At 63.9% G+C, this 24,219-nt stretch carries 18 protein-coding genes; 12 read left to right on the top strand and 6 right to left on the bottom strand.

Annotation, left to right across the window (positions count from 1 at the left end):
• The 3 genes from Q3C01_RS35110 to Q3C01_RS35100 all read left to right on the top strand — a co-directional run.
• Positions 1–1,154, top strand: a 1,154-nt coding sequence (locus Q3C01_RS35110; protein ID WP_458149844.1) for an MFS transporter, incomplete at its 5' end; no start/stop codon positions are given.
• Between the two features lie 21 nt (positions 1,155–1,175).
• Positions 1,176–3,836, top strand: coding sequence for an aconitate hydratase AcnA (acnA, locus tag Q3C01_RS35105; RefSeq protein WP_458149843.1), 2,661 nt, complete (start codon positions 1,176–1,178; stop codon positions 3,834–3,836).
• Between the two features lie 119 nt (positions 3,837–3,955).
• Positions 3,956–5,275, top strand: coding sequence for a dicarboxylate/amino acid:cation symporter (locus Q3C01_RS35100; RefSeq protein WP_458149842.1), 1,320 nt, complete (start codon positions 3,956–3,958; stop codon positions 5,273–5,275).
• A gap of 7 nt (positions 5,276–5,282) precedes the next feature.
• On the opposite strand, the gene Q3C01_RS35095 is transcribed toward Q3C01_RS35100, so the two are convergent.
• The 5 genes from Q3C01_RS35095 to Q3C01_RS35075 form a co-directional block, all read right to left on the bottom strand.
• A complete protein-coding gene (locus Q3C01_RS35095; RefSeq protein ID WP_458149841.1) occupies positions 5,283–5,705 on the bottom strand; it encodes a hypothetical protein in 423 nt (140 codons plus the stop codon).
• Positions 5,706–5,707: 2 nt separating this feature from the next.
• Positions 5,708–7,273, bottom strand: a complete 1,566-nt coding sequence (locus Q3C01_RS35090; protein ID WP_458149840.1) for a tetratricopeptide repeat-containing sulfotransferase family protein — start codon at positions 7,271–7,273, stop codon at positions 5,708–5,710.
• A 90-nt stretch (positions 7,274–7,363) separates the two neighbouring features.
• The gene (locus Q3C01_RS35085) at positions 7,364–9,418 is read right to left on the bottom strand and encodes an alkaline phosphatase family protein (RefSeq protein ID WP_458149839.1); all 2,055 of its coding nucleotides are present in this window, start codon (positions 9,416–9,418) and stop codon (positions 7,364–7,366) included.
• 251 nt (positions 9,419–9,669) lie between these two features.
• The gene (locus Q3C01_RS35080; RefSeq protein ID WP_458149838.1) at positions 9,670–11,043 is read right to left on the bottom strand and encodes a hypothetical protein; all 1,374 of its coding nucleotides are present in this window, start codon (positions 11,041–11,043) and stop codon (positions 9,670–9,672) included.
• 99 nt (positions 11,044–11,142) lie between these two features.
• Positions 11,143–12,327 (bottom strand): allantoate amidohydrolase, encoded by a 1,185-nt coding sequence (locus Q3C01_RS35075; protein ID WP_458149846.1) that lies wholly within the window; start codon positions 12,325–12,327, stop codon positions 11,143–11,145.
• Between the two features lie 476 nt (positions 12,328–12,803).
• On the opposite strand from Q3C01_RS35075, the gene Q3C01_RS35070 reads away from it, so the two are divergent.
• From Q3C01_RS35070 to Q3C01_RS35045, 6 genes are all read left to right on the top strand, one after another.
• Positions 12,804–13,916, top strand: a complete 1,113-nt coding sequence (locus Q3C01_RS35070) for a BMP family ABC transporter substrate-binding protein (RefSeq protein ID WP_458149837.1) — start codon at positions 12,804–12,806, stop codon at positions 13,914–13,916.
• Positions 13,913–15,025, top strand: coding sequence for an ABC transporter permease (locus Q3C01_RS35065; protein WP_458149836.1), 1,113 nt, complete (start codon positions 13,913–13,915; stop codon positions 15,023–15,025). The genes Q3C01_RS35070 and Q3C01_RS35065 overlap by 4 nt, the downstream gene beginning before the upstream one ends.
• A gap of 1 nt (position 15,026) precedes the next feature.
• Positions 15,027–15,953, top strand: a complete 927-nt coding sequence (locus tag Q3C01_RS35060; RefSeq protein ID WP_458149835.1) for an ABC transporter permease — start codon at positions 15,027–15,029, stop codon at positions 15,951–15,953.
• Between the two features lie 110 nt (positions 15,954–16,063).
• Positions 16,064–16,747: a biuret amidohydrolase gene (gene biuH / locus Q3C01_RS35055; protein WP_458149834.1), complete on the top strand. Its 684-nt coding sequence runs from the start codon at positions 16,064–16,066 to the stop codon at positions 16,745–16,747.
• A complete protein-coding gene (locus tag Q3C01_RS35050; protein ID WP_458149833.1) occupies positions 16,744–18,276 on the top strand; it encodes an ABC transporter ATP-binding protein in 1,533 nt (510 codons plus the stop codon). Before biuH ends, Q3C01_RS35050 begins: the two co-directional genes overlap by 4 nt.
• A gap of 13 nt (positions 18,277–18,289) precedes the next feature.
• Entirely contained in the window at positions 18,290–18,775 is a 486-nt protein-coding gene (locus Q3C01_RS35045) for a nucleoside deaminase (RefSeq protein ID WP_458149832.1), read from the top strand.
• Between the two features lie 174 nt (positions 18,776–18,949).
• On the opposite strand, the gene Q3C01_RS35040 is transcribed toward Q3C01_RS35045, so the two are convergent.
• Positions 18,950–20,056, bottom strand: coding sequence for a hypothetical protein (locus tag Q3C01_RS35040; RefSeq protein ID WP_458149831.1), 1,107 nt, complete (start codon positions 20,054–20,056; stop codon positions 18,950–18,952).
• 567 nt (positions 20,057–20,623) lie between these two features.
• Between Q3C01_RS35040 and Q3C01_RS35035 the strand changes: the two genes are divergently transcribed.
• Genes Q3C01_RS35035 through Q3C01_RS35025 form a run of 3 tightly spaced genes read left to right on the top strand, consistent with a single transcriptional unit; the run spans position 20,624 to position 24,174 of the window.
• Positions 20,624–22,195: an ABC transporter ATP-binding protein gene (locus tag Q3C01_RS35035; RefSeq protein ID WP_458149830.1), complete on the top strand. Its 1,572-nt coding sequence runs from the start codon at positions 20,624–20,626 to the stop codon at positions 22,193–22,195.
• Complete coding sequence (locus Q3C01_RS35030; protein ID WP_458149829.1) at positions 22,179–23,270, top strand: ABC transporter permease; 1,092 nt, start codon at positions 22,179–22,181, stop codon at positions 23,268–23,270. The genes Q3C01_RS35035 and Q3C01_RS35030 overlap by 17 nt, the downstream gene beginning before the upstream one ends.
• Positions 23,257–24,174, top strand: a complete 918-nt coding sequence (locus Q3C01_RS35025) for an ABC transporter permease (protein WP_458149828.1) — start codon at positions 23,257–23,259, stop codon at positions 24,172–24,174. The genes Q3C01_RS35030 and Q3C01_RS35025 overlap by 14 nt, the downstream gene beginning before the upstream one ends.
• Positions 24,175–24,219 lie beyond the last annotated feature (45 nt).

The raw sequence follows: 24,219 nt of genomic DNA, 5'->3' as shown, positions 1-24,219 counted from the left end.
TCGGCTTTGCCGCCGGTATCTTCTTCATCGGCTATTTCCTGTTCGAGGTGCCGAGCAACATCGCGCTCAACAAATACGGCGCGCGGATCTGGATCTCGCGCATTCTGATCAGCTGGGGCATCGTCGCGACTGCAAGCGCCTTCGTGCAGAGCGCAATGCAGCTCTATTTCCTGCGCTTCCTGCTCGGCGTCGCCGAAGCGGGCTTCTTCCCGGGCATCATCATCTATCTGACCTACTGGTTCCGCGCCAAGGAGCAGGCGACCACGGTCGCCCTGTTCACCGCGGCCATCCCGGTGTCGTATTTGATCGGCGCACCGCTCAGCACCTGGATCATGGATCACGTCGGAGCCTTTGGCCTCAGTGGCTGGCGCTGGATGCTGCTGCTCGAAGGTGGCCCCGCCATCGTCGCCGGAATCGTCAACTACTTCATCATGACCGATCGCCCGGAGCAGGCCAAATGGCTGACGCAGCAGGAGCGCGACTGGCTCACCGAGGAGCTGCGAAAGGACCACGCCGGCCGGCGTAACGTTCAGCATCTCGGCATCGTTGCAGCGATCACCAACCCAAAAGTACTGTTCCTGTCGGTGATCTATTTCATCTACCAGGTCGGCAATCTCGGCATCGGACTCTGGATGCCGCAGATCATCAAGGGCCTCTCGTCCTCGCTGACGAATTTCGAGATCGGCCTCGTGGCCATGCTGCCCTATGCCTTTGCGACGATCGTGATGGTGCTGTGGTCGCGCAACTCCGACCGCACCGGCGAGCGGCAGAGACATTCGGCCATTCCGCTGTTGTGGGGTGCGGCCGCGCTGGCGCTCACCGGGCTCGTCGCACAACCCGCTGTCGCCATGACGCTAATCTCGCTGTCGCTCGCCGGCATCTATGCCTTCAAGTCGCCGTTCTGGTCGCTGCCCGGCCTTTTCCTGACCCGCTCGACCGCGGCGGTGTCGATCGCGGCGATCAACTCCATCGGCAATCTCGGCGGCTTCGCCGGCCCCTACGCCATCGGCGCGATCAAGGAATGGACCGGCAGCACCTATGGCGGGCTCCTGTTCCTCAGCGGATTGTTGTTCGTGTCCTTCCTGATGACATGGTTCGCCCGGATGGGGAACGCGGATGAAGCGCAGACGCAAGCTGCCGAGCAACACGCCTGATTGGATAGCGAGGACATCAGGATGACCGATTTCGCGACGCTCGTTAGCGGCACGCAAGTTTATCGCATCGCCGACATCACGGTAGTCGCCGGCGACAACCTCACTCGCCTGCCCGTGATCCACCGCATCCTGCTCGAAAACGTGCTGCGCATCGGCGGTGCGGACCGGGATGCATCGGTTGCCGCCATCCTCGGCTGGCTCGCCGATGGACGCAGCGACCGCGAGATCACCTTCCAGCCCTCGCGCGTTCTCATGCACGACACGACCTGCGGTCCGGCACTGGTCGATATCGCAGGCCTGCGCGCGTCCCTTGCAGAAGCCGGCGGCGATCCGACCCGGCTCAATCCCGTGTTGCCGGTCGACGTCTCGACCGATCATTCGCTCGGCGTCGATGTATTTGCGCAACCAGACGCCATGGCGCTGAACATGGCGCATGAGCTCAAGCGCAATGGCGAGCGCTACCGCTTCATGAAATGGGCCAGTCAGGCACTCGGTGGCGTGCGCGTGCATCCGCCCGGCACCGGCATCATGCACACGCTGAACCTCGAGCGACTTGCGAGCGTTGTGACGATCTTGAGCCGCGACAGCGAGACCTGGGCCACGCCCGATACGCTGATCGGCACGGACAGCCACACCCCCATGATCAACGGGATCGGCGTGCTTGCCTGGGGCGTTGGCGGGTTGGAAGCCGAAAGCGTGATGTTCGGCATGCCCGTAGCGATGCGCGTGCCTGATGTCGTCGGTGTACGCCTAACCGGGCGGCTGCGTGAAGGCGTACTCGCGACCGATCTCGCGCTGACCGTCACGGAGCGCCTTCGGCAAATCGATCTTGCGGACCGCTTTGTCGAATTCTTTGGGCCAGGCGTCGCTGCGCTCTCGGCCGGCGACCGGGCCGTCGTCGCCAACATGACGCCGGAGTTCGGCGCCAATTCCGGCTACTTCCCGATCGACGCGCGGACGCTCGATTATCTCGGGCAGACCGGCCGATCGCGCGAGCAGGTCGCGCTGGTCGAAGCCTATGCGCGCCGCCAAAAACTCTGGTTCGACCCCGAGGCCGCACCCCGCTACACCGAGACGATCAACATCGATCTCGACGAGGTCGAGGTCAGCCTCGCCGGCCCTCGCCGCCCGCAGGACCGTATCGCTGCCGGCAAGACCGCCGAGGCACTTTCGCTCGGAGGCTCCGCTACAACCACCAACGTGGAGCGCGACGATCCGCCGGTCAATGGTGCGATCGCGATCGCCGCGATCACGAGTTGCACCAACACCTCGGAGCCAAGGCTCCTGATCGCCGCGGGCCTGCTCGCGCGCAAGGCGCGGCGGCTCGGGCTCATGCCGCCCGCTTGGGTGAAGACCTCGCTCGCACCGGGCTCGCCGACCGCGGAACGATATTTGCGACGCTCAGGCCTACTTGACGATCTCGAGGCGCTCGGCTTCGGCATCGTCGGCTATGGCTGCACAACCTGCATCGGAAACTCCGGGCCGCTGGCACCGCGCATGGCCAGCGCGATGGCCGAAAAGCAGATGGCGCCGGTCGCCGTGCTGTCCGGCAACCGCAATTTCCCCGGCCGCGTGCATTCACAGATCGAGCTCGGGTTTCTTGCCTCGCCGCCGCTCGTCGTGGCCTTCGCACTCGCCGGCGATGTCGCACGCGACATTTTGCGCGATCCGATCGCACGCAGTTCAGCCGGCGCCGAGGTGCGACTTGCCGATCTCTGGCCGACCGGCCGCGAGATCGATACGGCGCTGGCGCTTGCGCGCGAAACGAGCGACTACAGCCGCGCCTACGACGCCGCGGAAGCCAGCGCCGATTGGAAGTCCGTCGAGGCTCCCCGCACGGCGCTGTTCCCCTGGGACGACGCTTCCACCTATATCCGCCGCCCGCCTTTCGCGGATTTCGGCCGTGGCACGCACCTCGGACATTATGCGGCGACGCCGCTTCTGGTGCTCGGCGACGACATCACGACCGACCACATCTCGCCGGCAGGCGCGATCGCCGCGAACAGCGAGGCGGCGCGTCACCTCGTCGCGCGCGGCGAGGACCCACATGATCTCAACGTGTTCGCGTCACGCCGCGGAAACTTTGAGGTGATGCTGCGCGGGCTCTTCACCAACAAGAGCGTGCGCAACCTGCTCGCCCCAGATCTGGCGCCGGGTCAGACGATCCTTGCAGGCTCCGGTGAACGGCTGTCGCTCCGGCTTGCTGCCGATCACTATCAGAAGCAGCAGCGCCCGGTCGTTGTCGTCGCCGGCGAGCGCTACGGCATGGGCTCGTCGCGCGACTGGGCGGCGAAGGGCGTTGCGCTGCTCGGCGCGCGTGCCGTGCTGGCGTTGAGCTTCGAGCGCATCCACCGCTCCAACTTGATCGGCATGGGCATTCTGCCGCTGCTCCTGCCGGCCGATCGCCGACCGCAAACGCTGCGCCTCAGGCCGGACGACAGGCTGGAGATCTACGCACCCGTCGACACGCTCAAGCCGCGCGCCGCGGTCAACGTTCGCATCCTGCGGGACGATGCCGAGATCGACCGCTTTGTTGCCGTCGCCGCGGTGGAAACCAATCTGGAATGTGAGACCCTGCGTGTCGGCGGGCTGCTGCCGCTGATCCTGAGGCGGCACTCGGACGGCCCGACCCAACAGGCCGGCGGGGCATCCCTCGAAGGGACCATCATTCCCTCGGTTTGAAGCGAAGCGCGGGGGAAAAATCGAGAAAAACGAACGAATTCCCGTTCCCACCGCGACAATCTGGCACGGTTGTTGCTCCTTTTTGGCGTCCAAGACGCGTCAAACCGGGGGAGTTCACCATGTCGACCATCACCGCGGCGCCGGCCGCAGAGCCGAAGCCGCTTTATACCTCGCTGTTCGTCCAGGTTCTGGCGGCGCTCGCGCTCGGCATCATCCTGGGCGTGAAGTTCCCGGACTTCGCCATCAGCCTCAAGATCCTGAGCGACGCCTTCCTCAAGCTGATCTCGATGATCGTGGCGCCGATCGTTTTCTGTGTGGTCGTGCACGGCATTGCCGGCGCCGGCGATCTCAAGAAGGTCGGCCGCGTCGGCGTCAAGGCGCTGGTCTATTTCGAGGCCATGACGACGGTGGCGCTCGTGGTCGGCCTCATCCTCGCCTACGTCTTCGGCCCCGGCCACGGCATGAATATCGATCCCTCGACGTTGGACGCCAAGGCGCTGAACACCTATGCCGACAACGCCCACAAGCTGCAAGGCGCTGGCGTCGGCGCCTTCCTGCTCAATGTGATCCCGTCGACCTCGTTCGATGCGCTGTCGCGCAACGACGTGCTGCAGGTGCTGTTCTTCGCCGTGCTGTTCGGCGTCGGCCTCGCGCTCGTCGGCGGCGAGCGGGGCAAGCTCGTCACGACCATCATCGATGCGGCCTCCACCGTACTGTTCCGCGTCATGGGGCTGATCGTGCGGGTTGCCCCGCTCGGCGTGCTCGGCGCGGTCGCCTACACCGTCGGCAAATACGGCGTGGGTTCGCTGAAACAGCTCGTGTCGCTGGTCATGCTGTTCTACGTCTCGGTTGGCATCTTCGTGCTTGGCGTGCTCGGCGGCGTGATGGCGCTCGCCGGAATCAACATCCTCAAATTCCTCGCCTACTTGCGCGAGGAGCTGACCATCGTGCTCGCAACCGCCTCTTCCGATGCGGTGCTGCCGCAGATCATGAATAAGCTCGAGCGGATGGGCGTGAAGGATTCCGTGGTCGGTCTCGTGATCCCGACCGGTTATTCCTTCAACCTCGATGCGTTCTCGATCTACCTGACGCTTGCAGTAGTCTTCATCGCGCAGGCAACCAACACGCCACTGGGCTTTGGCGATCTCCTGCTGGTGCTCGGCGTGTCCCTGATCACGTCGAAAGGCGCACACGGCGTGCCGGGCTCGGCGATCGTGATCCTCGCGGCGACGCTGAACGCGGTGCCGAGCATTCCCGCGATCGGCCTCGTGCTGGTGCTCTCGGTCGACTGGTTCATCGGCATGGCGCGCGCCGTCGGCAACCTCATCGGCAACTGCGTCGCCACCGTCGTGGTCGCGGCCTGGGAAGGTGATCTCGACCGCGTCAAGGCGGCGCAAGTGCTGGACGGCGGCGAGACGGTGGACGTGACGGCGGGTTAAGCCGGCGCTAGCGCAGGTGCCCGCGCTCGTAGTGCCTGCGTTCCGCCGCCGTGAGCGGCGGCCTCGCCGCACTTGCCGGCGTCACCGCAACCACGACGGCGGCGCTGGACTGCTGCCGTGCCAGCACGAGCAGGTCGACACCATCCGGCGTAATCCGCATCGCATAGTCGTAGCCATCGAGGACCCTGGCTGCCACGCGCGATAGTGGCCCATCGAACACGCCGGTCATTTGCGTTTCGAGCGTGTTGCTCGCGCGATAGCGCAGATTGAAGCGCTCGTGCAGCGCCACCAGGACGTCACGGAGGGTGGCGTCGCGGGCCTCGATATGCACGGCATCCAGCCTGCCGCCGACCTGCACTTCCGCCGATGCCGCCTGACTGAAGGCGACGATGATCGCTTCGGTCATGAGCAGTAGAAGGAGACGCCGCATCGTCATACCAGCTCCGCCTCCGGAATCTCCCTCGCCAAGCGTTCGCGCAGCGGCGCCAACCGTTCGGCATGGTGACGCCATTTGCCAACCGAGGATGCGTAGACCGGCCGGCGTACCTGGACGGCACTGGCGGTCGCCGACGGTGCCGGGCTTTCGTGAAACCGCATCACCTCGTCCTCCCAGGCAAGCCCCAGGAAACGGATGATCTCTCGGCTCGCCGCCATCTGGTCCCGCACGATATCCTCGTAGTTGATCTCCATCAGCGCATCCGGCGGCAGTACGCTCCGCCAATGCTGCGACAGCCGGCGATAGGCCAGGAAATACTCTGCGAGCTCGATCTGGTGATAGGCGAATGAGAATTTGCCGCGAAAGTGCGCCTTGTAGATCGCCCAGCACGAATCCATCGGATGGCGCTGCACCAGGATGATCTTCGCCGACGGCAGCGCCGCGTGAATCAGGCCACAATAAAGATAGTTCTCCAGCGTCTTGTCGATGAAGCGGACGTTGCCCGGCACGCGCAGCGCTGCGGCCGTATCGAGATAGCGCCTGCCGATGCCTTCGAGGTCCCGGCCGCCCGGGCGCGCCACCATCGTACGGCGCATCTCGGCCGCGAACGCGCTGGTCTCGCCGACCGAGTGCATGGTGGAATGGCTGGCGATGATCCGTTCCACCAGCGTGGTACCGGTGCGCGGCAGGCCGGTGACGAAAACGGGCGCAGCCTCGGCGTGACCGCGCGGCGCCGCCGCGATCCAGCGACGCGTGTGCGCCTGGATGATCGCGTCGATCTCGCCAATCTCGGCCGCGGGGTCGCGCGGCAGCGATCGGTGCTGCAAGAGGCAGCCGGCCTCGACGTGATCGAAGGCGCGGCCCCAGAGCTCAAGATCCTCGCATTCCTTGCCGAGCGCAAAGCGCAGCGTCACCTCGCTCGCCGCCGACAGCCGCCCCTCGACGATGAGCGCTTCCATCTCGTCGATATGGTTACGGTCTGCGGTCTGGATGCGAAGGTCCGAGCGCAGGTAATGGGCAAGGCCGTAGTTGCGTTCGCAGGCGATTGCCGCGTCGCAATGCGTTTCGGCATCATCGAGCGCACCGATCATCCGCTCGGCCGCGGCAAGATTGAACAGATATTGCGGCACGCCGGGCCGCAGCTCGACCGCGCGGCGGAACAGCTCCCTCGCCCGTTGCTGGAGCCCGAGCAGCCCGAACATCGCGCCAACCGCATCAAGCGCGTCCGGTGCATCGCCGAGGCGCTTCGCCGCGGCCTCCGTCGCCTCGCAGGCCTGGCGCGTCTCACCGCCCAGGAACAGACATTTGGCGCGCAACGCCAGCGCGATCGGATTGGCTGGCGCCAGCGCAACGGCGCGATCCGCGCTGACGGTCGCCGCATCCTGCCGGCCGCGCGAGAGCGCGGTCTCGGTCAGGAGCGCCCAGATCCGCCAGTCCGACGAATTGCCGGCCAGGAGCTGCGCACACATCCGCTCGGTCGCCGCCAGATCGCCGCCTGCGAAGGCGAGGCGCGCTGCGTCGATCGAAGCGGTGCCCGCGGTAGGCGATAGCGTGACGTCCACCCGATGACTCCATGCTGCGATGAGTAAAACGAGATTGACCCGGCGGCGGTGCGGCCGCCGGGTCGTGCGGATGAAGCCTATCGGCCGCGATCAATCATCGTCGCGATCGTCGTCGTGTCGATCGGCGAAGTTGAAGTTGCCGAAGAGATCGCCGATCGCCGGCCGATTGGTCGGAACGTAGGGATTGTCGTCCGAAGCCACCGGATTGGGCAACGTATCGCGCGTTTTCGGCCCCAGCGGCTTCAAGTGCCAGTTGCGCTCGATGAACTTGGTGATCGAGGCATGGTCGGAATATTCATGCGACATATGTCCGCCGCGCGAATATTTCGAGACCACGATGAGGGGGATGCGCGTGCCGTCGCCGAAGAAGTCGACCGGCTGGACATAGCCGGAGTCGTAGTAGCCGCCACCCTCGTCCATGGTGATGACGATCGCGGTCGACTTCCACAGCTCCTTGTTCGACTTCACCTGGTCGACGATCCGCTTGGCGAAAGCTTCGAAGATGTCGAGCCGCGACGACGACGGATGGCCGTCGTTGAAGGTGCTCGGCTTGACGAAGGAAACGGCCGGCAGCTTGCCGTCGGCGATGGCGTCATAGAGATCGAGCGTGTCCTTCAGATGTGCGTTGCGCTGCGCCGCATCGGTCATGACCGAGGCGGAGAAGAGGAATGGATTGCAGATATTGCAATAGAGGTAGGCCACCGGATCGAGTGCGCCGAAATTGGCTCCTTCGCCCGGCGCGGTCTTGAAGTCGTTCCAGCGCTCGCCAAAATAGGCCCAGGAGACGTCCGCCTGTGTCAGTGCATCGCCGATGTGCCGCTGCTTGATCACGGGCGGCAGAGTAAACGGACCGTTGTTGACGGGATCGGTGGCGCCGCTGCCGATATAGGCCGGAACGTAGTTGTTGAGGAGATAGTAGGCGTGCGGCGCGCAACGCGGCGACACGTGGATGGCGTTCAGATAGTTGACGACCGGGCCAACACCTGGCTGGTTCGGATCCGAGCAGTTCGAGTAGCTGCCGCCGCCATAGCCGTCGTTGAGATACCAATTATTGGTGCCCGGCGCCGGGTTCGGGTTCTCGATCTCGTTGACATATTGCGGCGGGTTTGAGCCGGGAACCAGAACGTGGTCCGGTGTCGCCGGGTCGCCCTTGGCGTCAGCATAATAGAGCGCGTCGGCGTAGCCGATCATCATGTGGTTGGCGAAAGTACCGCCCATCACGCCCTGATGATAGTTGTCGTTGAGCGTGTATTTGCGCGCCAGCTCGGTCAGATAAGGCGCGTCGCCCCGGGCGACGTTGTAGAAGCCGAGTGCGATATCACCTTCCTTGAGCGGCTTCGGCGTTGGGTTGCCATTGCTACCTGAAGAGACCGTCTCTTCGACCCAGGTGAACAGGTCGGATTGGCATCCGCTTGGATTTTGGTGAGTGGCTTTGCCGACATCGCAGTCGAGCTGCTGCCACATCTGGTAGAAACGATGCACCGGGCTGCCGCCGTAGGTCTTGTAGAGGCTCACCGGAATTTCGTCACCTTGCGGGAGGGTGACCAATGGGTAGGGGCCGTTCGGCAGATTGTCGGAATCCACGATGCGCGAGTCCGGCGAATTGCCGGGGAGTCCCGTCGCACCGGTCGTCAGCAACGGCAGGTCCTGTTTCCTCAGGCCATAGTCGGCCTGGGCCGCGAGTTGCAACGTGGTGAGGCAGCCCGGACCATTGAGCGCGGCTTGATCGACTGAAGTGTAGCAGGATTGCGGAGCGTAGGAGGTTCCCGGGGCCTGCACCTTGTTGGTCGTGTGGTTGTATGGCGTCTTCTGGCCGGGGCTGATGGAGAAAGTATTGTTGACGACCGCAGAGAACTGTGCCGCCTTGGCATAGTTCGGACCCGGATTGCCGTCCTTGGTGATGATGCCCTTCGAGAGGAGATTGTCGACGCGCTCGCCTGCGCGCGGCTCATAGGTGGCGAAGACGTGGTCGAAGGTACGATTCTCGCCGAGAATGACGATCACGTGCTTGATCGGGGTTTCGGTCCGGTTGGCGTTGGCGTTGTTGCCGCCGAGTGCGTTGGCGTCCATCGCATAGACGTCACATCCCATCAGCGCCAGGATCCCAGCCGTGACCACGGTGCGATCGCGTAATCGTCGTGTCATTTTCGAAAGCATTTGCGCGCCCCTCTGTTCGTTTTCTGAATGCAGAGAATTGTTTCAATACGTGTCAGGCTAAGGGGCGGAGTTGTCAGACGTGCTGCGCGGACGTGTCATTTCAGTTACTGGATTATGACGACGTGCAGAGACCAATTGTCGCAACCGGCGCGACCGTCGCGCGGCGCTTATCGGTTTACGGTCAATGGCTTCTCGGTGATGCCGCGCGAGTTTCAGCGCGACACGGGCGCGGCACCGGGTCAGTCATTCCAACGGAGCAACGGTGCTCCGAAGGCCCTGCTCCAGACAGACAGGAAGCGAGGAAACCAGGAATGGGCCACGGCTCCCCGGTAGGCCCAGGTGCGATATTTCAGTCCTGATTCCGAGATCAGTTCCTGATAACCGCCATGGACTTCGGTCGCAGTGCGAATGTCCTTCAATATCCCCTGAGCGCAGGCCCGATAAATATCGCTCCCCGCGTGCTGATCGTAGTCCAGCATACGATCGGCAAATTCGACGTTGAATGTCGGCCAGGAGGAGCGTCCCTGATAGGCGGGCGCCGCAATCTTGTGGATCATCTTGTTGCGCGGATTATCCGCGGACACCAGGAAGTGGAACGTGCTGGGGATGCGAAAACGAGGTTCGGCAATAATCAGATCCGTCGTGGCCGCAAACAGCGCACGTTCGCTCGCCTCACCCAGATCCCAGAATCCGCGATGCACGCTGACGAAATCCAGCGCGACAGAGGAAACCGGCGAGCCCGCCGGGCCATCCAGGGAGTGCCTGATATAACCCTCTTTGCCGAACAGGCGGAGCAGCTCCTTCTTGTACTGCACGAGCTCACGTCCGAGCAGTATCTTCAGTTCGCTCTCGTCGACGACGCCGAGCTTCACGCCCCACACGAACGTCGTGTAGACACAGGCGTTAGTGACGAAACGCCTGCGTTCGGCCCGCGTGTCCGTTGCCGCGGAACGAGGGGTGCCGACGTCGCACAGCAAATAACTGGCTCCATCATCGTTGAACGGCTCAAGCTCACTTGCGAGCTGCAAGATCGCCCGTTTCAGGTCGACGCCATATTCGGCCAACAACAGACGCCCGGCATGCGCGCATTGGGACATCGCCAGATAAGACGACGCCCGCTCCTCGGCAGAGAGCATCTGCTGAAGACCCGCAAGGATGCCGAGCAGGGTATCCGAGGGCCGCGAGAAATAGTTTACGCCGAGATACCGCGCGCGTCCCGCCGGAACGATGGTCGTCGTGACGACGTCGGCGCGAACCGCCTCCAGCAGGAGACGGACGCTCTTTTCAAGCAACCGCGCCCGCCGGACCGCGTCCTGCGCATCCATGATGGTCTCGGGATCGAGGACGTCGGGATAGAACCAGGCGAAGTCACGCGGGTAGTAAGCGGATGCGTGCGGCGCGCCCGTGACAAGAAAGGACTCCGTCACCGAAAAGGCACTGTCCATCGAGTGCCGGTAAAGATCCTCGATGGCCGACAACGATTGATGCGACTTCCTCAGGAAGCGGTCACCGAGAAAATTCACCGCCTGAAGAGCGTTGGCGACAACGGTCGCGGTCAGTCCCTGATAAAAGCGGTTTTCGCGATAAGATGGAAAAGAGATGTCACTATTCATATGCGTTGTCGAATGATGTCTCGTGATCCCGGTGGCGGGCGGTCACTATTCTAGACCTGTCTGATTCGTGTCTCTATCCGGTGACTTGCGGGAGCGGGCCTACCCCTCCCGCGGCCGGAAGTTCTCGATCACCCGGAGCAGCACGCGGGCACCGGCATCGGCATCGGCGGGCTCGACGTGCTCGTCAGGGTGATGGCTGACGCCGCCGCGGCAGCGGACGAAGATCATGCCGACATCGGTGATGTCGATCATCGCCATGCCGTCATGGCCGGCGCCACTCGGCAATTCGAACACGGCAAATCCTTCCCCGGCGATCGCCTGCGCGATCTGGTCCTTCAACCAGGGCGCACACGGCGCGGTGCGGTTCTCGTGGGTGACGTCGAGTTGCAGTGCAAGCTGTCGGCGCCTTGCGATCGCCTCGATCTGACGGACGACGTCGGCGACTGCGCGCTTGCGGTGCATGTCGGTTGGCGCGCGCATGTCGATCGTGAACGACACCTCACCGGGAATGACGTTGGTCGCGCCGGGCTTTGCGTGGATGTAGCCGACGGTGCCGACGAGCCCGCCTTCATCGGTGCGGGAGAACTGTTCGATCGCGGCGATGCATTCGGCTGCACCCGTCAGCGCGTCGCGGCGCAGGGCCATCGGCACGGTGCCGGCGTGACCAGCCATGCCGGTCAGCCGCGCGGCGAGGCGCGTCGCGCCGGCGATTGCGGTGACGACGCCGACCGGGAGATTTTGCGCTTCCAGCACCGGTCCCTGTTCGATATGCAGTTCGAGATAAGCGAGTAGCTTACGCCGCGTCCGCGCCGCCGCGCCGATGTGGTCGGGATCGAGGCTGAACTGCACGAGCGCATTGCGCATCGACACGCCGTCGCGGTCACGCGTGTTCAACACGCTCTCGTCGAACGTACCTGCGACCGCGCGGCTGCCGAGCAGCGTGGACGAAAAGCGCACACCCTCCTCGTCGGCGAAGCCGATGACCTCGATCGCGAACGGCAGGCGTTTGCCGCGGCGGTTCAATTCGGCGACGCAGGCAATCGCGGTGATCACGCCCAGCGGGCCGTCCCATTTGCCGGCATCGCGCACGGTGTCGTAATGCGAGCCCAGCATCAGGCACGGCAAGCCCGGCCGCTCGCCCTCGTAACGGCCGCAAACGTTGCCGATCGCATCGAGATGCGCGCGCATGCCCGCCTCGCGCATCCAGCCGAGGATGAGATCGGCAGCGATGCGCAATTCCTTGCTGAGATAAATCCGGGTGAGCTTGTCCGCGTCCTCCGAAATGGCGCCAAGCTAATTGATGCGGCGTACGATCTCCTCGCCGAGCGAGCCATTTTGAACGGCGATACCAGGAGCCATCTCGCTCAAACTTTCCATCCTGCGGGGCGCAACCGCTCAAGGGAGGCCCGATGACCACCGATACAAGTTCGGTGCCAGCGCGCCTCACGCGCAGGGTACGACACGGACCGGTTAGCATGAACACAGCGTCGACAGGCCATCCGGCAGGCGGATAGTCCAAGGGAAGCCGGTTAAGGCTGCTTAACTACCTTGCATACAATATTGAGATACTGCCTATAATTTAACCTGCCCGTCAGCTGCCCAAGATTCGAACTTGAAGCAAAGCTATTATTTTACAGTAGTTTATATGCATCTGCCCGCTCGATAACCTCTGGCACGAAGCTTGCGACACCGTCTTCCGGCTGCCCCAGACCGGCGGTGGCCAGGAGAGAGGGGCGGTCCATCCGCCAAGGGAGAATCCAATGGATTTTGGCAGGATTTCACGACGGCATTTGTTGCAGGGTGGCGCGGCGCTCTCCTTGGGAGCCGCAGTTGGTGTCCGCCCGGCTTTCGCGGCCGAGACGACGATCGGCTTCATCTATGTCGGCTCGCGTGACGACTACGGCTACAACCAGGCGCACGCGCAGGGCGCCGCCGCACTGAAGAAGATTCCGGGCCTGAAGGTGGTCGAGGAAGAGAAGGTGCCGGAGACCGATGCGGTCGAGAAGACCATCGAGTCCATGATCAATCTCGATGGCGCCACCCTGCTCTTCCCGACCTCGTTCGGCTACTACAACCCGCACATGATCAAGATGGCGACCAAGTACCCGAAGCTGCATTTCGAGCACTGCGGTGGCCTCTGGACCGACAAGGACCCGAAGAACGCCGGCAGTTATTTTGGTTATATCGACGAAGCCCAGTACATCTCCGGCGTCGTCGCGGGCTTGACTTCGAAGAGCAGCAAGCTCGGCTTCGTCGCAGCCAAGCCGATCCCGCAGGTGCTGCGCAACATCAACGCCTTCACGCTCGGCGCCAGGTCCGTCAATCCGAAGGCCACCACGCAGGTGATCTTCACCGGCGACTGGTCGATGCCGGTCAAGGAGGCGGAGGCCGCCAACAGCCTGATCGACCAGGGTGTGGACGTCCTGACCTGTCATGTCGACGGTCCCAAGACCATGGTCGAGAACGCCGCGCGGCGCGGCGCCTTCGTCTGCGGCTATCACACCAACCAGTCGGCGCTGGCGCCCAAGGCGTATCTCACTGGCGCCGAGTGGAACTGGGAAGCGCTCTATCCGAAGTTCGTCAAGATGATCGCCGCCGGCGAAGAGATCCCGAACTTCTACCGCGGCGGCCTGAAGGAAGAGATCGTGAAGGTATCTCCCTATGGCGAAGCTGTTTCGGCCGAGGCACGCAAGGCGGCCGACGAGGCCAAGGCCAAATTCCTGTCTGCGGACGGCTTTGCCATCTTCAAGGGCCCGCTGCTCGACAACAAGGGCAAGACGGTGATCACCGCCAGCACCGAGCGCGGCCAGAAGGATCCCGAACTCGAGAAGATGGACTATCTCGTCGAGGGCGTGATCGGAGCGACTTCGTGACAACGGAAGCGGCGGATCCCGTCGGAGCAGTCGAGGCTCTCGCCCCGGCTGCTGACGCGGGCTTCCTCCAGCGCCACGGCGCGAGCATTGAGTACGTCCTGATCCCGGGCGCGGCGCTGGTCGGCGCGCTCGCGGTGTTCGGCATCTTCGTCGCGCTGTTCGGCAAGAACCCGCTCGACCTCTATTTCTACATGTACCAGGGCGCGTTCGGCACCTGGTTCTCCTGGCAGAACACGCTGACACGCGCAGCACCGCTCATCCTTACCGCGCTGTGCACGGCACTGCCAGCGCAGCTCGGCATGGTCATCATCGGCGGCGAAGGTGCGCTGCTGATCGGCGCGCTCTCGGCAACCAGCGCGGCGCTGGCACTGCAAGGTGCACCGCCGCTCGTGATCCAGATCGCCATGGTCTGTGGCGGCGTGATCGGCGGCGGACTGTGGATCATGTTGTCCGGCGCGCTGCGGCAATATCGCGGCGTCAACGAGACAATATCGAGCCTGTTGCTCGTCTATATCGCGCTCGCCATCCTCAACCATCTCGTCGAAGGCGCGATGCGTGACCCCGCGAGCCTCAACAAGCCCTCAACGCGCGAGATCGGCGCGGCCAACATGATCGGCAGCATCCCCGGCACCGACGTCCATTGGGGGCTCGTCTTCGGCCTGGTCGCCACGATCGCCGCCTACATCTTGATCTACCACACTGTGTTCGGCTTCGCCGCGCGGGTTGCCGGCGGCAACATTCGCGCTGCAAAGATCGTCGGGCTCAGCGTCAACAGGCTCATCCTCACGATCTGCTTTGTCGCCGGCGGCGCGGCGGGGCTCGCCGGCATGGTCGAGGTCGCGGCCGTGCAGGGCCGCACCAATGCCAACCTCGCCGCCGGCTATGGCTTCACCGGAATCCTGGTCGCCTTCCTCGCGCGGCAAAATCCACTTGCGATCATTCCAGTCGCCATCCTGCTCGGCGGCATCAGCGCCAGCGGCGGGCTGTTGCAGCGCCGCCTGGGGCTGCCGGATGCGTCCGTGCTTGTGCTTCAGGGCATCATCTTCGTCTTCGTGCTGGCAAGCGATGCGCTGTACGGACGCATCGGTTTTCTCAAGGGGAAGTCCTGAGATGGCGGATAGCTCGATCGGACTCTGGACCGTGCCGCTCGCGGTGTTCGGCGGCGCCATTCGCGTCTCTACGCCGTTCCTGTTCGTGAGCCTGGGCGAATGCATCACCGAGCGTTCCGGCCGCATCAATCTCGGCCTCGAAGGTACGCTGGTGATGGGTGCGATGAGCGCCTATGGCATCTCCTATCTTTCCGGCTCGCCCTGGCTTGGCGTGCTCGCCGCCGGTGTTACCGGCGCGTTGCTGGGCGCGCTGCATGCCGGCATCTGCTCGCTGCCGCGCGTCAACGACATCGCGGTCGGCATCGCGCTCATGCTGTTCGGCACGGGCCTCGCCTTCTATCTCGGCAAACCGCTGATCGAGCCAACCGCGCCGCGGCTGCCCGCGATCGATTTCGGCTGGTGGAGCGATATCCCGCAGGTCCGGGCGGCGCTTCGCATCAACGTCATGTTCCTGATCGGTGTCGCGCTCGCGCCCATCCTCTACTGGGCGTTCCGTACGACGCGCTGGGGCCTGCTCATCCGCACCGCCGGCGAAAGCTCGGACGCCGCGCGCGCCATGGGCCATTCCGTGCTCCTGATCCGGCTGCGCGCCACCATGGTCGGCGGCTTCCTCGCCGGTATCGGCGGCTCGTTCCTGTCGCTGTTCTATCCCGGAAGCTGGAACGAGGGACTGTCCTCCGGACAGGGCATCACGGCGGTCGCGCTCGTCATCTTCGCGCGCTGGGATCCGATGCTGTGCCTGTGGGCCTCGCTCGCCTTCGGCGGCGCCGCGGCGCTCGGCCCCGCGCTGCAATCGGTCGGCGTCACCTCCGGCTATCACCTCTTCAACGCCGCGCCCTACATCCTGACGCTGGCGATCATGATCATCACCTGCTCGCCGAAGCGCACGCTGACAGGCGCGCCGGCCGAATTGTCGATCACCCGCTAAGGCGCGATGAATGATTATCGCGCCTTAGCTCCTTTTGTTTGAGCATGATCTTTTCGGAAAACCGCCGCACACTTTTCCGGATCATGCTCTAGAGCCGCAGAGAGCCAACAATGCCCGAGCGCCATATCAAGTCCGAGCCCTACGCCTGGCCCTATAACGGCGATCTGCGACCAGAGAACACGGCGCTGATCATCATCGACATGCAGACCGATTTCTGCGGCGTCGGCGGCTATGTCGACAAGATGGGCTACGACCTGTCGTTGACGCGAGCGCCGATCGAGCCGATCAAGAAGCTGCTCGCGGTGATGCGCAAGCAGGGCTTCCACATCATACATACTCGCGAAGGCCATCGCCCCGATCTCGCTGATCTGCCCGCCAACAAGCGCTGGCGCTCGCGGCAGATCGGCGCCGGGATCGGCGATCCCGGCCCGTGCGGACGTATTCTCGCGCGCGGCGAGCCCGGCTGGGAGATCATCCCCGAGCTCGCACCGATGCCGGATGAACCCATCATCGACAAGCCCGGCAAGGGCTCGTTCTGCGCCACCGATCTCGAACTGATCCTGCGCGTGCGTGGCATCGAGAACATCGTGCTGACAGGCATCACCACCGACGTCTGCGTTCACACCACCATGCGCGAGGCCAATGACCGCGGCTTCGAATGCGTGCTGCTGCACGATTGCTGCGGCGCGACCGACAAAAGCAACCACGACCACGCGCTGAAGATGATCAAGATGCAGGGCGGCGTGTTCGGCGCGGTTTCAACCTCGAACGCGCTGATCGGAGCGATTTCGTGATCATCGGGGAGACGCCACCGCCCGCAGGCGCCTTCGGCGTCGAGGCGCTCGCCATGACCATGCGCTTCGGAGATTTCCTGGCGCTGGACAATGTGGAGCTGAAGGTCCGGCCGGGCTCGTTCCACGCCCTGCTCGGCGAGAACGGCGCTGGCAAGTCGACGCTCGTCAAATGCATCATGGGCTACTACCACGCCACCGAAGGCGATATTCTGATCGGCGGCCGCCAGCAGACGATCGGCAATCCCAGGGATGCCCATGCGCTCGGGCTCGGCATGGTCTACCAGCATTTTACCCTGGTGCCGGCGATGACGGTTGCCGAAAATCTCGTGCTTGCCCGCGACGACGTTCCGGCAGTGGTGGATTGGAGCAAAGAGAAGAAGGAGCTTGAGGCGTTTCTGGCGCGGATGCCGTTCCAGGTACCGCTCAACGCGAAGGTCTCCGACATCTCCGCCGGCGAGCGGCAGAAATGCGAGATCCTCAAGCAGCTCTATCTGAAGCGGCGCTTCCTGATCCTGGACGAGCCGACCTCGGTTCTGACGCCGGCCGAAGCCGACGAGGTGCTCGGCATGCTTCGCGGCATGGTGGTCAAGGGCGAGCTGACGATCCTGATGATCACGCACAAATTCCGCGAGGTCATGGCATTCGCCGACGAGGTGACGATCCTGCGGCGCGGCAAGCTCGCCGGCCAGGGCAAGGTTGCCGAGCTCACGCCCGATGCCATGGCGCGAACCATGATCGGCGCCGAGCAGTTGACCGTGCAGCCCCCGCGCACGGGCGAAACAGGCCAGGCGCGACTGGAGTTGGCAAAGGTCCGCGCGCTCGACGATGCCGGCGCGATTGCCGTGCACGACGTCTCCCTCACGGTGCGCGCCGGCGAGATCGTCGGCATCGCCGGTGTATCAGGCAACGGCCAACGCCAGCTCGTCGAGGTGCTGGCCGGCCAGCGCGACCGCGAGAGCGGCGAAATCCGCGTCGCCGACGATCCCTATCACGCGCGCCGCGAGGAGATGCGCCGGCACAAAATGTCACTGTTGCCGGAGGAGCCGCTCAAGAACGCCTGCGTCGGCGGCATGAGCGTCGCCGACAACATCGCCTTCCGCGAGTTCGACCGAGCGCCCTTTGCGAGCCTCGGCTGGTGGCTCAACCGCGGCGCATTCCGCAACGACGCGAGGAAGAAGATCGCGCAATACAAAATCAAGACGCGCACACCGGACACGCCGATCTCGGCGCTGTCAGGCGGCAATGTCCAGCGCTCGGTGCTGGCGCGCGAGCTCGGCGGCGACGTCGAGGTGCTGATTGCCGCCAATCCCTGCTTCGGCCTCGATTTCGCGGCGGTTGCGCAAATCCACGCAGAGATCATGGCTGCGCGCAATCGTGGCGCGGCGGTGCTGCTGGTCAGCGAGGATCTCGACGAATTGCTCGAGCTGTCCGACCGGTTGGTGGTGATGTTCCACGGCGAATTCGTGTATGAAGCACGAACCAGCGAAGCCGACCTCACCGTGGTCGGCCGGCACATGGCGGGACATTAACCGCGGAGCAGCGATGAGCGGCGCATCGGAACGCGACGATCACTTCTTGAGGCTGTCGTTTGAGGTCGCCCGCCGCTCCCTCACCCACGGCAACCACCCGTTCGGCTGCCTCGTGGTCGATGTGGACGGCAACGTGCTGATCGAGGCTGAGAACGGCTACATGCCCGACCACGACGGCACCGCGCACGCCGAACGCCTCGCCGCGACGCAAGCCTGCCGCACGCTGAGCCACGACGTGCTCGCCAAGTCGACGCTCTATTCCTCCGCCGAGCCCTGCGCAATGTGCGCAGGCGCAATCTACTGGGCCGGCATCGGCCGCGTGGTCTATGCCTTGAGCGAGCATCGGTTGCGCGGCGTCACCGGCAATCACGCGGAAAACCCGACCCTCGATCTACCCTGCCGCGAGGTCTTTGCCAGCGGCCAGCGGCCAACCGAGGTCGTTGGTCCGCTCCTGGAAGACGAAGCCGAAGCCCTGCACGACGGCGTGTGGTCGAAGTAGCCAGCGCCTCAATCGTAGGGTGGGTTAGCCGAAGGCGTAACCCACCACTGTCTATGTCCGCGGAGGCAGAAGAGGTGGGTTACGCTTCGCTAACCCCACCCTACAATTCTACGTCTCATGCGCGAACGGCGCCGCGCATTCCTGTGCGGCTCCGTCCTCAGCAGAGAGCTTCGATCAGAACTTCAGAGTGACACCGCCATAGACCGTGGACTCGGTGCAGCTCTTGGTGCTCTGGCCGGTGGCGGCGACGGTGCAAACGCCGGGCATGGCGTTGTGGTCGAGGCCGAACTTGTTCTGCCAGTAGCGGTAGGCAACCCAGAGGTCGACGAAGTGCGAGTACTTATCACCCCACGCCGCCTTCGAGGCGTCGAAGGTCAGGCGGATCGGCTCGCTATTCAGCTCGGTCTTGGACGCGGTGGAGAACCGGCCGACGCCCGAGAGCGCAGGAAGGCCATTGGAGTCGCCCTTCGGTCCATACCAGCCGGCACGGCCGCTGATCGACCAGTACTGCATGTTCGGCGGCAGGAAGCCCAGGTCCATGTAGTAGTTGATCTCGACCGCCCAGGTCGGGTTGTAGCTGACATTGCCGTCCGAGTTACAGACAACCCCCGCCGGCCCAGCGACGAACAGGCCACACTGGGTGAAGGCGTTGTGGTTCGAGAACTCCCAGTACATCAACGGCGCGACGTTGATATAGCCCTTGTAGGGAAGATCGAAGGCGAACTGCAGACCGGCCACGACATCGCGCTTGGCGGGCGCGAGGAAGTTGTTCTCGGTGTTGCCGTCCATACCGACTTCGAACGAGATGTTGTGCAGTGGGCCGGCGGTGAAGGCCTTGGTGTTGAACAGCTCGTTCCAGCCGAAGGTCGAACGGAACAGGCCGTAGATCTCCGTCGCACCAGCGCAGTCGGCGGCGCCGCCGGTGATGGTCACGCCGGGCGCAACGCAAGGGCTGGCCGGGTCGTTGTGACCCGACTTGAACATCGAGATGGTGAAGAAGTTGGTGCCGTAGGCCCAGAGGTCGAAATGCGTGAAGGAGTAGACCTGCTTGGGCGTGGTGCCGTTGATGCTTCCGTCCGGGCGCACGCTCCACATGCCGGGGTCGGTGCCCTTCGGCATATACGAGAACGACACCCGGTCGTCGATCACCAGGAAGAACGGAAGATCCGAAGCCTTCTTTGCGGCCTTGACCGGAAGATCCGCCGCATGAGCCAAGCCGCCGGTGGCTAGCGTAGCAAGAGACAGCGCCGTTGCTGCAATTGCCTTGAAACGAAACGACATCCTGAACACCCCCAATGTTGAAGCTTTAGAAATCAAGCCCCGTTGGGTGCGACACTTGCGCCGTTCCCCAGAGGTGAGAAGCCTCAACTTGTTTCAACGCCTGCTGCAGGTTTCAGCAGAAGGCTCACCGGGTTCAGGATTTTTGCGCCAAGCTTCACGCGCGGCAGCGCGCTTCGCCCCAGAACCGCGCGCAAGCGGTTGCCGGAGTATCCCGATTGTTTTCATTTGCCTTTTGTGCGTGGCAAAAAACGAGAAAGCGGGCTCGAGTGCACGGGGGCATCGCATCAGCGCAAAGCATACAAGCCGAACGCATCACTTGCCCAACTTGGCATCAACGCTGCACAGGCGGTTCCGTTTTGGGTTTGGACCGTCACAAATTTGCAACAGACCCTTACAGCACAACTACGGACTCGCTAAAACTGCCGCCTGAGAATCGCGAATGGACAGCGAATCCCCTCGTTTGCCGAAGCGTTGAGCAAGGCATGACGTTTTTTCGCTACTTACGCGGCGGATCAAACTAGCTCACTATTGAGGCAGAGACACTTTACTCGACCCACGTGACGGCGAATGTCAGACGCGATGCCCAACAGCCTGCATACCGGGGAGCCACCGCTGCTCCAGACGATCGGGCTCACCAAGCGCTATGGCGACTTCGTCGCCAACGCGTCGATCGACATTGATGTCTTCCCCAGGGAGATCCATGCCCTGCTCGGCGAGAACGGCGCCGGCAAGTCGACGCTGGTCAAGGCGATCTACGGCCTGATCCAGCCGAGCGCCGGCGAGATTCGCTGGCGGGGCGAGCGCATCGTTCTGTCCGGTCCGTCGGAGGCCCGCAGCCGCGGCATCGGCATGGTGTTCCAGCATTTCTCGCTGTTCGAGAATCTCACCGTCGCCGAGAACGTGGCGCTCGGGCTCGACGGCAAGGAATCCTTCAAGGACATGTCGGCACGGCTGGAGCAGCTCTCCAGGACCTACGGCCTGCCGCTCGATCCCAAGCGCGAGGTCTGGCAATTGTCGGTCGGCGAGCGTCAGCGCATCGAGATCGTGCGCGCCTTGATGCAAGACCCCAAATTCCTGATCCTGGACGAGCCGACCGCCGTGCTGACGCCACAGGAGGCCGACCAGTTCTTCATCGTGCTCGAACGCCTCAAGGCCGAAGGCCACGCCATCCTCTACATTAGCCACAAGCTCGAAGAGGTGAAGCGGCTGTGCGACACCGCCACCATCCTGCGCGGCGGCAGGAAGGTAGCGACCTGCAATCCACGGCAAGAGACGGCAGCCTCGCTCGCCCGCATGATGGTCGGCGGCGAGATCAAGGAGGTCAGGGCTGCGGCCGGCAGGCAGACAACGGTACCGCGGCTCGTTGTCAACGATCTCACGCTCGCCCCCGACGAGCCGCACGGCGTGCGGCTCGAGCACATCTCGCTCGAGCTCAAGGGCGGTGAGATCCTGGGCATCGCAGGCGTCGCCGGCAATGGCCAGGACGAGCTCTTCGCGGCCTTGTCGGGCGAGCGGCTGTCGAAGGATCCCGGCACGGTGGTGATCGAAGGTATCGCCGCCGGCCATTTGTCGATCACCCAGCGCCGCAAGCTCGGCGCGGCTTTCGTCCCCGAGGAGCGTCTCGGCCACGGCACCGCGCCGCGCATGCGATTGTCGGAAAACGCACTGCTGACGGGCCACGCCGCAAGCGGCATGGTCAGGCACGGTTTCATCGACACGGCGGCCACATTGAAAACCGTCGACAAGGCGACCGAAACCTTCGACGTACGCAAGGCCAAGCGGGATCCGGAAGCGGCCAGCCTCTCCGGCGGCAATCTGCAAAAATTCATCGTCGGTCGCGAGATCCTGCGCAACCCGGCCGTGCTGGTGGTGAGCCAGCCGACCTGGGGCGTGGACGCAGGCGCGGCCGCCGTCATCCGCCAGGCGCTCCTGGATCTCGCCGCCAGCGGCGCGGCGGTGCTGGTGACGAGCCAGGATCTCGACGAGCTCGCCGAAATCGCCGACCGTATCGCCGTGATGTTCCACGGCCGGCTGTCGCCGCCGCTCGCGGCCCGCGAAGCGACACGCGAGAAGCTCGGCCTATTGATGGGCGGCAGCAGCCTGGATCAGAAGGAGGTCGAGCATGCAGCTCGTGCTTGAGAAGCGCGCCGAGCGCTCCAACGCGATCGCGCTGGTCTCGCCGCTGATCGCGATCGGCCTGACGATCGTGACCATGAGCATCCTGTTCGCGGTCCTCGGCAAGAATCCGCTGCTTGCCCTCCAAGCCTACTTCATCGCGCCTTTGACCGACGGCTACTCGCTCCAGGAGATCGCAGTGAAGGCGACGCCGCTGGTGATGATCGCGATCGGACTGTCGCTCTGCTATCTCGCGAACGCGTGGAATATCGGCGCCGAAGGGCAGTTCTTGATCGGCGCCGTCGCCGGAAGTTGGATCGCGGTGAGGACGCAGGGCACCGACGCCGGCGCCTGGGTGCTGCCGACGATGCTGCTGCTCGGCGCGATCGCAGGAGCGCTCTACGCGCTGATCCCGGCCATCTGCAAGGTTAAGTTCGGCGCCAGCGAAATCCTGACCAGCCTGATGCTGGTCTATGTTGCCGACCTCTTCCTCGACTATCTCGTCCGTGGCCCCTGGCGCGATCCGCACGGCTTCAACTTCCCGACCACGGCCGAGTTTGATCCCGTGGCGACGGTCCCGGTGCTGATCGAAGGTGGGCGGCTTCATCTCGGCTCGATCATCGCACTCCTGGTCGTAGCGGCAGCTGCGGTGCTGCTGGGACGAACCATCAAGGGGTTCGAGATCCGCGTGGTCGGCGCTGCGCCGCGAGCGGCGCGGTTCGGCGGCTTCAAGGCCAACCAGCTGATCATCCTGACCTTCGCCGTCTCGGGCGCGCTTGCCGGTCTTGCCGGCATCATCGAGGTCGCCGGCCCGGTCGGGCATCTCCAGCCCGGCATCTCGCCAGGCTACGGATTTACCGCCATCATCGTCGCCTTCCTCGGCAGGCTGAATCCGATTGGAATATTAATTGCAGGCCTTTTCCTCGCATTGACCTTCATCGGTGGCGAACAGGCCCAGATCGCAATGAAGATCCCGCTGGATGTCACCAAGGTTTTTCAGGGGATTTTGCTCTTCTACGTGCTGGCCTGCGATTCCCTGATCCTCTACCGCTTTCGGCTGGTCTTCCCGAACCGTCAGGTGGCCCGTGGAACTGGTTGAAGCCATCATCCTGTCGGTGCTTGCCGCCTCGACGCCGCTTTTGATCGCGGCAACGGGCGAACTCGTCACCGAGCGCTCCGGCGTCCTCAACCTCGGCGTCGAAGGCATGATGATCATGGGCGCGGCCTGCGGCTTCGGTGGTGCCTGGCTGAGTGGCTCAATCATCATCGGCGCGCTCTGCGGCATCCTCGCGGGCACGCTGATGTCACTGATCTTTGCGTTGATGACGCTCGGCCTCGCCGTCAATCAGGTCGCGACAGGACTGGCGCTCACCATTCTCGGCATCGGCCTGTCAGGCCTGATCGGCGCCGGCTTCGTCGGCATGCGCATCACGCCGGCGGCGCACCTCAATATTCCGTATCTTACCGACATTCCCCTGATCGGCCGCGTCGTGTTCGGAGAAGATGGTTTCGTCTATCTCTCGCTGGCACTGATCGTCGGTGTCTGGTGGTTCCTCTACCGCACGCGCGCCGGGCTGATCCTTCGCGCCTGCGGCGATAACCACATCTCCGCGCATGCGCTAGGCTATCCGGTCCTGCGCATCAGGACACTGGCCATAATGTTTGGCGGCGCCTGCGCGGGACTTGCAGGCGCCTATCTGCCGCTGGCCTACACACCCTTCTTCATTCCCGGCATGACCGCGGGCCGCGGCTGGATCGCGCTCGCGCTCGTGGTATTCTCGTCATGGCGGCCGGGACGTCTTGTCGTCGGCGCCTATCTGTTCGGCGCGGTGAGCATCCTGCAATTGCACGCGCAAGGCTGGGGAATCGGCATTCCCTCGCAACTGATGTCGTCCTTGCCTTATCTTGCGACCGTAATCGTTCTGGTCCTGCTCTCCCGGGCGCGCACGGGCGGCTCGACCGCGCCGGCCGCGCTTGGCACTGTCTTTGTGCCCGATCGTTAGAGTTTTTCCGCAACGTGCACGATGGGGCGTGCACGCTGCGGAGTG

This window comes from Bradyrhizobium sp. UFLA05-109 (genome assembly GCF_054185165.1).
The sequence above is the reverse complement of the archived record's forward strand: the minus strand, read 5'-3'. Positions and strand labels throughout refer to the sequence as shown.